An 11,716-nucleotide genomic window follows, 5' to 3' on the forward strand; every position below is an offset into this window, starting at 1 on the left:
AGTCAAAAGTCACAAGATTATTAGAGTTTTTCTTTACTCGTTACTATTGATTATTGTTAAATGTATCTTTAAATTCCCTTTTAAAGCTGACAAATTGCTTTTAAAACTTGTAGCAACTGACTTGAACGCTCTCTTTCCATTAAATTTAATTCTGATAAAAGATAATAAATAGGTGGATTTCCTTGTTCAATATAAACAAACTGATAACTTCTACCGTTAGTCGTTAATCCCCAAACTGATTTTTGATTATCTAAATTTTTATAAGCATACGTGAGTAACTGAGGTAAACCTGTTGATATATCAACTTGACAATTTTTAGATTCAATTAACAGTACCCAAAAATATGTTTTAGGTTTTGTATGTTTAGCTTTACTAATAGCTAAAATATGAAATCTTCCTTTAATTTTGATATCTTCATCTTCAACTTCAATATCAGCAATATTCTCTTCCAAAACAATCTCGATAGGATAGCGATAAAAACCAGCTAATCTTAGTAAAGGCGCAACTGCAAGAAACTTTACTTGACCTTCAGAAACTTTGCCTGCTGTAAGATATCTATCAAAATCATGCTGAATTTGTTTAAGTTCCTGCTGTTCTGTTTCGGTGAGAGGCTCCAGAGATAAATAATTAGAAAATGAGTCATTGTACTGTTTTTGAAAGCCAAACAGACGATGAACTTCTTCTAAGGATAAATTACTAGCGTTGAGAATTGTCATATATTTTTTTTTGCTTGATTAAGGTGCAACCTAATCCAAATATCTATATAAAATCTATTTTACCCCCTATTTGACTGACCAAGTTTGTTAAGCTGCAACAAAAAAGATTTGTCAGTTAATCAAATATTAACCCTCAAGAAACTCCTCTTCAACTTCTTGACTCTGTGTTCTCTGTGCCTCTGTGGTTAAATAAAAAACTTTTGAACCGCAGAGACGCAGAGGGCGCAGAGAGAAAAAGAGATTTTAGAAGTCATCTTGAAAGTTTATTAGCCGAGCCTTCTTTTAACTTCCTCAGCCAAATCTACCAGTAGCACTTCTACTTGCTCACCTGTTTTCAAATCTTTCAGCGAGGACTTTTGGGCTGCTGCTTCCTCAGAACCAATAATTACGCAAAACTGAATTCCTTGCTTATCAGCTAGCTGAAATTGTTTACCCAAGGGGCGCTTATCAAAGTTAGTTATAACATTAATTCCAGCCTGACGCAGATGTTGAGAAACTTTTAAATAAGTTGGCATTAAATCTTCTTGCATATTCACTACCATCACCTGGGCTGGTGTTGCAGCTAAAGTACTAAGAATGCCAGCTTTTAGTAAACGACTAATTAAGCGAGTTAAGCCGATAGAAATGCCTACACCAGGCATTTTTTCACCCAAAAATACACCGACTAATTCTTCATATCTACCGCCAGAACAAATACTACCTAAGGCTTCATGTCCTAATAAGGTTGTTTCATAAACTGTACCAGTATAGTAATCAAGACCACGGGCAATGGATAAATCAATACAGAAACGATTTTCGGCAACTCCGAGATTACGCACGCCTGCAATTACCGTTTCTAATTCGGTAACTCCCAGGCTCAATTGCTCAGTTTCTGATAGATTTTCTGCGAGGTGCTTAAGCTTGTCTAATATTTCATCAACCGAACCATCAATTTTAATAAAATCAATAATTTTTTGAGCCTGTTCTGCTAAAATACCCTCTTTTTCTAAATCTTGTTTTACTTTATTCTCACCAATTTTTTCTAGATTATCAACAATACCAATACAGGATTTAATCTTGTCTTCAGCAATTCCCACTGACTTAAAGAAACCAGTAAGAACTTTGCGATTATTGATGCGAATCAGAAAATCACCAATATTAATTGCTTCAAATATCTCAGTGATAATTGCAGGCATCTGAGCATCATAGAGCAAACTGAGTTCACGACGAGCAACTACATCAATATCACACTGACGAAACTGACGAAAACGTCCATCTTTTGCCCGTTCTCCCCGAAAAACTACATCCATTTGGTAGCGGGCAAAGGGAAAGGTTAACTCATTTAGGTGACGGGCAATATAAGCCGCCAAAGGAACTGTTTGATCAAACTTTAAAGCTCTTGCTTCCGAACCAGTTTCGCCCGATTTATCTCTCTCAGCTTGTCGATTTGGTGGCAGGATGGGATCAATGCCATAAATGATGTTGTCACCTTGATTTCCTTTAGCTTGCAGCACTTCTAAACGTTCTACAGCAGGTGTTTCGATGGGCGTAAATCCATAGCTTTCAAAAACTCTACGGATGATATATAGCAAATATAATTCTAGACGCTTTTCACTAGGCAGAAATTCTGGAAAACCGCTAGGAGTCGAAAAGTTTATTTTGTCACCTTTTGCCATGCATGTACCTTACTAATCGGCAGGGTGCATTATGGACATTAGTCCTAATGCACTGAAAATCTAAGATGGTGTGTTAGCCTGCGGCATAACACACCCTACAAAACTACAAAACTACTGAATAATAAAAAAATGAGTGCTTATCTCTGAGGGGAGAAATTACTATTTTAGCCGTTCTTCTTGAACTAGGGTGCGTTGAAAGATTTGATTATTCTTAAACCAATGCCAAGTGCGGGCACGATTGTTATTATCAGGACTAATGTAGATCATTTCATATATGGTCATTTCTGGATTTGTCTTATAAGCAAACCACAAAATAACAACTGAATCATCTACTTCCCAAGCTTTTCCTTGAATGCGATCGGTATCAAACCAAAGTTTATTATCTTTATAGCTTCCGGGAAATTCATACTCTTCTCGTTTACCATCAGACCAATTGTAGCGATTGATTTGGTAGTAGGGATGAGGGCTATTTTCTGGAAATTGACAAGTTAAGTGAGACTCATACTTGTCAAGGATTTTTCCTGCTGTATCAATTAATGTATAAGTTCCTACCCAATCTCCTTCATGACGGGCAAGTACGGGCATTCCTTCTCGAATATTTGACATTGCAATTCACCTCTCAATAAACATAGGTAAGACGCACAACACAAGGTAAAAATAACAGTTTGAGCGGGTAAGCAGTGCTCACCCTACAAAAACTGCTAAATGTTAGCATTGGCATTGTAAGTCGATGCATTAACATTGTAAGTCGATGCAATGGCATTGTGAGTCGATGCAATGGCATTGTGAGTCGATGCAATGGCATTGTGAGTCGATGCAATGGCATTCTGAGTCGATACAATGGCATTGTGAGTCGATGCATTAAGTAAATCGGCAAGAAAAATTCAATGTATATGAATCCACATAAATTTATAGGGTGTGTTATGACGTAGGCTAACGCACCTTGAATTGTTGACGGTGCGGTACTCTCAGAGATAACGCACCCTATATTTTAATTTATTAACTGAGAGTGTCAAGCTTCACTATCAAACCACCAAGGGTCATTAGTAGCGTTAGTTTTGATCAAAATAGCTTTTTTTCGCATGAACCGTTTCAACGCTGCCGCACCCATGCGTGACCCTCCCAAACCAGAGAATTTAAAGGCGTTTTTCTCTCCCTCATGCATAAGGGCAGTGAGTGCAGCATCGTTGATACTGATGGCACCTGCATCTATCTGGTGGGCAACTTTTAAGGCTTCTGCTTCTGACTCGGCAAACACAGCAGCACTCAATCCATAAATTGAGTCGTTCGCTAAAGAGACTGCTTCCTCTACTGTGGAAAAAGGCATGACTGGCATAATCGGGCCAAAAGTCTCTTCGGTCATCACTTTCATAGAATGATTAACCTGGGTGAGAACTGTCGGACGACACCACCAACCTCCACCTAAGTCTTCAATTACACCGCCGCAGTGAATTACAGCTCCCTTTTCAACTGCATCTAGGAGATGGTCGCTAATAATGGCTGCTTGTCTTTCGGCGATGATGGGGCCAATTTCTCCACTTTCGACTGTAGGGTAGGCTAGCTCAAGGCGATAAGCTTTGGCTACTAGTTGATGGTAAAACTTTTCAAATATCGATTCAGCAACATAAATTCGCTCAATTGATAGGCATGACTGTCCGGTGTTGACGACGGAACCCCACAATATTGCTGAGGTTGCTAATTCTAAATTGGCTGATTCCAAGACGATCGCAGGATCTTTTCCCCCTAATTCTAAAAAAGCTGGAATAAACCGTTTAGCAGCAGCTTCTGCTACTTTTCGCCCTGTCGCTACACTACCTGTAAAACATACCAAATCTACATTTTCAATCAAAATAGAACCGGTTGCGCCTGCTCCTTCAACAAAAGTTAATACATCGCGCAATTTGGGAACGGCGTTGAGTGCTGTTGTCAGTGGTGCTACGAAGCGGGGAGCAATTTCACTGGGTTTGACAATGACAGCACAACCCGCCAGCAATGCCGGAATGGTATCAATGTTAGACAGCAACAGCGGAAAATTCCACGGGCTAATTACCCCAACTAGGGGATAAGGAACAGATGTTTGTTGCAAGGCGATAAACGGAATGGCTGTATTTTTTGCAGATTCTTGCAGCAATTCCGGCGCTAATCTACACCAGCGATCAATGCTAGAGAGGAAGGAATCTATTTCTAATACTGAGGTTGACAATCTTCCTGTATCATTTACCAAAGCCTCCGTTAAGCGATCGCGCCCGGATAATATAGCTTGTTTCCACTGCTGTAAGGCTTCAATTCTCCCCTCTAAACCCAACTGCTGCCAGCGAACTTGCGCCCTGCGGGTACGCTTACATTGCTGTGCCAGCAGCCTTGGGGGCGGCGGGATAATTACGTAGTCAAATTTGCCAGTTCGGGGATTGCGGACTTCTATTGGTTTTGTCATGAGGCAGGAGTTAGGAGTTAGGAATTAGGAGTAGAGACGCGATTGATTGCGTCTGTTAGAAGTTAGGAGAGACGCGATTAATCGCGTCTGTACAGGAGTTAGAAGTTATTTTTTTGTATTCCAATGCCCCATGACGCCACTTGCTTCTCCTAAGAAAGACGCGCAAGGGACAACCGGGGGAACCCAGGCAACGCAGTGGCTCCCCAATGACACCACTCGCTTCTCCTAAGGGAGACGCTCTTGCTAGCAAGATCCCCGTAGGGGTACAAGCGGGGGAATCCGGACAACGCAGTGGCTCCTCAATGCGCCATTCCCAAATTCAAATTATTCCCAGTTTGGCTAACCGCTCAATGGTGGCTTGCTGCGTTTGGAGGAAGTGTTTGCGGTCTACTTCTCCCTCCAGCATAGTATTAGCGGGGTAAAAGTGTGACTGGCGGTAACTTTCGGCGTATAGCTCAAACCGCTGGCGTGCAAGTAAATTATTTAACCCCGGTCGGCGGCGATCGCGGCGTAATGCTCCTAAATCAATCTCTGCAAATGCTGCCATGCTCTCGCCTGCACCTGTCTCTGCTAAAACGATTCCGCGATGGTCAATGATTTTAGAACCACCATCAGCCGAAGCAATGGGGATGGCAATATTAGCGATGCCTGCGGTATTCGCTGAAACCACGTATGCCATATTTTCAACAGCGCGAGTGATTTTTGCCGCGTCTTTGGGGGTGAGGTTTTTGTTATACACTTCTGAGGTGGAATGCACAAAAATCTCCGCTCCTCGCATCGCCAAACACCGCGCCACTTCTGGATACAAAATTTCTTCTGATGCTAAAGCTGCCAAATTACCGATCGCAGTTTTGGCTACGGGGAAAACTCCCTCTAAACCATAGCAGTCAAGATACTTATCCCAAACATCATGGGGGGTGGGAGCAAACAAAGAATTCAGCCGTCGATACCGCAAGACGATTGAGCCAGAGGGGTCAAGTATAAAGCAGGTTTGGAAGTACAATCCGGGAAAGTTGGGGTCAACTTCGTAGGCGTTACCAGCCAAAAAGATTTTATGCTTTTGGGCAATTTTACCAAGTGCTTCATACTCAGCACCAGCCATTTCTATACAGGCTTTTTCTGCCCACCCTAAGAGAGAATCTCCCATCGGGAAACCAGTGAGGAAATATTCTGGCAGTACAATTAAACGACAATCAAAGCCAATGAAAGCGATACTGGCAGCAATTTGTTGAGCTAGACGGTTGATGGAGTTTTGCATGAGCGATCGCGCTTCGTAGTGATCGCTTGCTTGGTTGACTGCATGGCACGTAACTTGGAGTGCCAAGGCCCGGAATGAGTTGAGATTATCGGTGTTATTGTCCAAAATTCCTCACCAATTCTATAGAATGCGATCGTCACCCCAGAGCGATCGTACAAGTTTATCTGTCAATTCAGATCAAAACATCTGTGCGTAAGTCCTAGTCTTTGGTCTTGTGATAACTGTACCAGCAAGGATAATTAGATAGTATTCAGGACTCCTATTTGATTTTTGAAATACATCGGGGAGCCACTGCGTTGGAGAGCCGGTGCGGTCCTCTCCCTACAGCCCTTCCCTAACGGGACGCCTTGCGGCGAACGGGCATCCTACGGCAGGTGCTAGCCTCTTCCAATGTGAGAAGGGGATGTTTGAGCTTCTGAAGTCCAAGTTTCGAGTTCACAGGGTCAAATGTGCAGTTCTGAGAGTGAAGCTTGGAGTTCAGAAGGGTAAGTTTCAGGCTTTTTGTTCGGATGTTGTAAGTCTGAGGTCAAGATTTCGGGTTCTGGAGTCCAACTGGGGATTGGAAGGCGATCGCTGCTTGAAAAAACTAAACTAGATTTTCCCCTTTCAAAAGATGGATAGCATATAGCTTATTCTTTTACAGTTATTGTTTACTTGCACTTCTTTATCTTCTCAAGTGTAAGTAGATTGCTTTAGTTCTTCATAATTATTATTTTAGGCAGTTTCTCACAGCAGAATTGCAGCAATCTGTATCAGTCGATGATTCCTCATTTAGATGTCTTTGCCCTGATTAAAAAGCTAAGTAATAACACTTAAGATTTGGAAAAACTAGGTGTTATTATATATAATATGAAAATAAAAATAATTTTTTTGGTAAATATAGACAAATTAGAAGAAAAGGAAATATTAATAAGTTAGTTCCTTTGTTACAAATAGACATATGGCTTTTGATTTAGATGAAACTGTTCAACTAGATATAGCTCAAATGAATTTAAATGAAGTACATTCAGTAGTATTTAGTTTACATAAACCTAAAATTCCTTTTGTAATTTGGTTATTAGAGAACCCTAATAGTCTATTGGCGTTACCTGGAAAAATTAGTCTGCGCCATCATGATTATATTCACATACTTTTAGGTAGAGGTATTTCTCCTCAAGATGAAGCTTTTGTAATTGGATTTACAATGGGTAATGACTTAAAGACTAATAAACTACATTTATTCATATATAAATTTTTTGCTAAATTTATATATCCATATCCTTATAATTTTTCTACGTTAGATTTAATAATTTTTAATTTAGGTTTTATCTATGGCAAAAGCATTAAAGTCAAACAAATAAATACAATTAATTTTGAAATCTATGAAGCTGAAAATGTAGGATATTTGAGAAACTTTTTTGGGATTAATACTGAGCATGGCAAACTTATATAATCGGATTAAGTTTGGTTAATATCTACTTTTAATATATATCTAAAGAATACTATTAAAATGCACCTACCTTATAAAGTGAGATTCGTTGCCTCTCAACTAGTAACTGTAACAGTACTGCTGACATTACTCTTGTTTCTTCCTCAAATTTGGCTCAACTGGCAAGCATATTATAACTTCAATAGTATTACTAAACATGAATTTAAACTACAAACGCTGAGTGATGAAATTACTTATCTTGATGAAGTATTAACGATGTCAGCCCGCATGAATGCTGCTACAGGTAACTCTACTTGGGAGGAACGATATCGCCAATTTGAACCTAAACTTGACATTGCTATTAAAGAATCTATTAAACTGGCTCCTCAAGCATATAAAAATGAGGATGCCAAAAAAATTGATGTTGCTAATCAGCGCTTGGTTACAATGGAATATGAATCTTTTGAATTAGTTAAGAAAAATCACAAAGAGACAGCACAACTACTACTTTCCAACCGCGAATATGAAACTCAGAAACACATTTATGCTGATGGTGTTGCAAAAAGAAATCGTAATATCTCACTTGAGTTACAGCAGAAAGTTGATGAATATTACAAAAAAATATTTTGGGCAGTTTTAGAATCTATTATAAGTTTAACAATGCTGATTCCGGCATGGCTTTTAGTATTGCATTTATTGCAGCAATACTTAAAGGCTAAAAAAATTGCACAAGCCGCTTTAGAAGAAGCGAATTGTAGGTTAGAAATGCAAGTGGCGGAGAGAACCGCAAAATTAAAATACAAAAATTTTCAACTACAACAGACACTGCAACAATTGCAATACACTCAAGTACAACTTATTCAAACTGAAAAAATGTCCTCATTAGGTCAGCTAGTTGCTGGTGTTGCTCATGAAATTAATAATCCAGTTAATTTTATTTCTGGTAACCTGCTCTATATTAAAGAATATAGTTTGCAATTACTAACTTTAATTAAACTGTATCAGCAAGAAGATTCTAATTATAACCCAGAAATAACTAGTCTGATTAAGAAGATGGATTTAGAGTTTATTATTGATGATATGCCGAAAATCTTATCCTCAATGGCAGTTGGTACTGAGCGCATTTGCGAGATTGTGCTAACTTTGCGTAACTTCTCGCGTCTTGATGAAGCAGAAATGAAACCTGTTGATATTCATGAAGGAATTAATAGTACGCTATTAATTTTACAGCATCGTCTCAAAGAAAAGCATAAACAGCAAGAAATTGCAATAATCAAAGATTATGGTAATTTGCCTCTTGTTGAATGTTATGCAGGAGGATTAAATCAGGTATTTATGAATATCTTTAGTAATGCTATTGATGCTTTATATGAACTAGAAGCAGAGTGTTTAAAAGGAGAGGTTAAAAAACACCATAGTTCTATTATTGTCCATACTCAAGTTAAAGATGAAGATTGCGTGATTATTAGTATTAAAGATAATGGACCAGGAATAACCGAGGAAGTTAAGACTAAATTGTTTGACCCTTTCTTTACTACTAAACCTATAGGTAAAGGTACTGGCTTAGGATTATCTATTAGTTACCAGATTATAGCAGATAAGCATAAGGGAAAAATCAAGTGTATTTCTGCACCTGGTAAGGGTACAGAGTTTGTGATTGAGATTCCTATGAAGCAGACACGGGAAGTAACTATATTAACACCAGATAGCAGGTCTAAATGATGCCGACAACTCTGGGCGTCTACCCTATCTCCCTAAGAATTACTAATAGAAAATCCCCGACGCGTAGGTTTAATACTAGCTAACTCTACCTGAAAACTTACCTTGTCGCTCATTTCCCCACTTCTCGCTTCCAAAGTCCAATTACCAGGACGCAGATACCAAAATAAAGAATTAGCTGAGTTTGTATCTAACTTTTTCCCATTCAGCCACCACTCTACAGGCGCAAATTTATTTCCCGCTAGCTTAAATTCCAATTTTTGCTTCGCTTCTTCACCTGGATACAGTAAGAATAAATCGCCATTATGCGGAGATAAAATTCTCAAATTGGTAGAAGTAAAATTTGATTGCTGTTGTTTTGCCAACCACTCATCATACTCTGGTGGTAAATTGAACTTGTTTTCTCGTTCGTAGGCAATTTTATCTTCTGGATAGAAATATTCCTGCACTACTGAGGTGCAATCTGGTGTTGGTCGTAACCCAGAAATTGCACAAACAGGTAATTGCACTAAACCTTCTGGGGGTGGAAAACCTGCTGGTTCTTGATGTTCGTGCAGGTGTAACATAATCCGATTCCACAAAGGTGCTGCCCCTGTAACGCCTGAAACTTGTCGCATTGGTTCACCGTTGAAATTGCCTACCCAAGTAGCGACGGTGTAATCTGTGGTAAAGCCAACTGTCCAAGTATCACGAAAATTGGAAGAAGTGCCAGTTTTAACAGCAGAAGGAAAGGGTAAATTTAACACAGAGTCTACACCAAAAGCTGTTGCACGAGCATGGCTGTCACTGAGTATGTTGATGATTAATTGCCATATCGTCGTCGAATTTTGCGAAAAGTTGTAAGGAAAGTCTCCCTTGATAGCAAACTTTTCAAGACGGATTTTAGATTTGGGATTTTGGATTGGGGAATTGGAAAATGTGCTTACTAAAGGAATGCTATCTCCAAGTCGTGCCATAGTAACGTAAGCTCTAGCTAATTCCCATAAAGTGACTTCGCCACTACCCAAAGTCAAACCCAAACCATAATGTTCTGGAGTTTGATTGAGGTGTTCAAATCCCAGTTGATGCAGTCGTTCTAAGAAAGTTTCCACGCCTACCTTTTCTAATACCCGCACTGCTGGTACATTTAGGGAATTTGCTAAAGCGATTCGCACCCGCACTGGGCCAAGAAAGCGTTCGGTATAATCTGTTGGGCTATAAAGTTTCGCGCCGGGAATTGCATAATGGGCGGGTACATCTGCCAAAATGGTATTTGGGTGAATTAAATCTTTTTCTAAAGCTAATTCATACACAAAAGGCTTGAGAGTAGATCCTGGTTGACGTAGCGCCTGCACTCCATCATTGCGTCCCAGTTTTGCTTCATTAAAGTAGTCAGGTGAACCGACATAAGCTAAAACTTCACCAGTGCGGTTGTCAATCACCAATGCAGATGCATCATGGACATTGTTCGCGGCTAAGGAAGAAATTACCTGCTGCACCTGTGCTTCGACAAACTGCTGTAAAGGACGATTTATAGTCGTGCGAATAACGGATTGATCCCCCCTAACACCCGTTAATAAGGGGGGAACATAGCCCTGCTTTTCAAGGGGGGTTGGGGGAATCTGATTGGCTAACCAAAACAAAAAGTGTGGTGCGGCGATAATTCCCTGTTGGCGAGACAGAAACACAACCTTTTCAGTGTGTGTTCGGGCTGCGATCGCTCCACTAATATACTTTTCCTGTACCATCCGATTAAGGACGTATTTTTGTCGCTGCTTCAGCCGTTCCCCATGCTCATAAGGGTTAAAGTATGTGGGATTATTGGGAATAGCAGTCAACAAACTAGCTTGGGCAAGATTTAATTCACTAGCTGGGATAGAAAAATAAGTCCGCGCGGCTGCTTCCACACCATATATATTGCCTCCCATTGGCAGCCGATTGATATATGCAGAGAGGATTTCATCTTTGTTCATCCCTGCTGTTAACCGCCAAGATAGCCAAACCTCACTCAGTTTACCAGAGAAGTTGCGGGGGACAGGATCTAACATCCGCGCCAATTGCATGGTAATTGTGGAAGCGCCGGAAACAATTCTTTTCGCGTGGATGGCTTCTTTGCTGGCGCGGACAACTGCTTTTATATCCAACGCCCCGTGATCGTAAAAGCTGCCATCTTCGGCGGCTAAAATAGCATGGATAAACTGGGGAGAAACCTGATTTAGTGGTACTACTGATGTATGCTCTTGGTCACGGGTGAGCAGTGTTCCTAATGGTAAACCATTGCGATCGCTAAATTGCATTGCCAACTGATTTTGGGCAATATCTGCGGCACGAAGGGGCGCAAAATAAGGTAGTAAGCGTACCACTAGGCATATGAGCAGCCCAGCTAAGATAACTTTACTAGTTTTACGCAGTTTGTGCTTAATTTTGGTTAGCGATCGTGAAATTAGTTTCATCAGGGAATCCCCTGTCTAAGAAAACTTACCTTAATTTTCCCGCCGACTTACTTACATCTACATCAGTAAATATGTCAAATCCTTAATAATTCAT

8 protein-coding genes are annotated in these 11,716 nt (G+C 40.1%); 2 read left to right on the forward strand and 6 right to left on the reverse strand.

Going from position 1 to position 11,716, the window contains the following annotated elements:
• Positions 1-80: 80 nt before the first annotated feature.
• The 5 genes from V7K49_RS15245 to V7K49_RS15265 all read right to left on the reverse strand — a co-directional run bounded on the left by V7K49_RS15245 (position 81) and on the right by V7K49_RS15265 (position 6,168).
• Positions 81-716, reverse strand: a complete 636-nt coding sequence (locus tag V7K49_RS15245) for a restriction endonuclease subunit R (protein ID WP_335206259.1) — start codon at positions 714-716, stop codon at positions 81-83.
• A gap of 266 nt (positions 717-982) precedes the next feature.
• Positions 983-2,371 (reverse strand): histidine--tRNA ligase, encoded by a 1,389-nt coding sequence (gene hisS, locus V7K49_RS15250; protein ID WP_335206260.1) that lies wholly within the window; start codon positions 2,369-2,371, stop codon positions 983-985.
• 159 nt (positions 2,372-2,530) lie between these two features.
• Positions 2,531-2,977 carry a DUF3598 family protein gene (locus tag V7K49_RS15255; protein ID WP_335206261.1) on the reverse strand — a complete coding sequence of 149 codons (447 nt, stop codon included), beginning with the start codon at positions 2,975-2,977 and terminating at the stop codon, positions 2,531-2,533.
• A 406-nt stretch (positions 2,978-3,383) separates the two neighbouring features.
• Positions 3,384-4,805, reverse strand: a complete 1,422-nt coding sequence (locus V7K49_RS15260; RefSeq protein WP_335206262.1) for an aldehyde dehydrogenase family protein — start codon at positions 4,803-4,805, stop codon at positions 3,384-3,386.
• Positions 4,806-5,124: 319 nt separating this feature from the next.
• Positions 5,125-6,168 carry a nitrilase-related carbon-nitrogen hydrolase gene (locus V7K49_RS15265; protein WP_335206264.1) on the reverse strand — a complete coding sequence of 348 codons (1,044 nt, stop codon included), beginning with the start codon at positions 6,166-6,168 and terminating at the stop codon, positions 5,125-5,127.
• A gap of 835 nt (positions 6,169-7,003) precedes the next feature.
• Here V7K49_RS15265 and V7K49_RS15270 point away from each other — a divergent pair.
• Positions 7,004-7,495: a hypothetical protein gene (locus V7K49_RS15270; RefSeq protein WP_335206265.1), complete on the forward strand. Its 492-nt coding sequence runs from the start codon at positions 7,004-7,006 to the stop codon at positions 7,493-7,495.
• Positions 7,496-7,552: 57 nt separating this feature from the next.
• Positions 7,553-9,193 (forward strand): sensor histidine kinase, encoded by a 1,641-nt coding sequence (locus V7K49_RS15275; RefSeq protein WP_335206266.1) that lies wholly within the window; start codon positions 7,553-7,555, stop codon positions 9,191-9,193.
• 32 nt (positions 9,194-9,225) lie between these two features.
• On the opposite strand, the gene pbpC is transcribed toward V7K49_RS15275, so the two are convergent.
• Entirely contained in the window at positions 9,226-11,622 is a 2,397-nt protein-coding gene (pbpC, locus tag V7K49_RS15280; RefSeq protein ID WP_335206267.1) for a penicillin-binding protein 1C, read from the reverse strand.
• Between the last annotated feature and the right edge of the window lie 94 nt (positions 11,623-11,716).

It is taken from the genome of Nostoc sp. (assembly GCF_036919675.1).
Lineage (GTDB): Bacteria > Cyanobacteriota > Cyanobacteriia > Cyanobacteriales > Nostocaceae > Nostoc.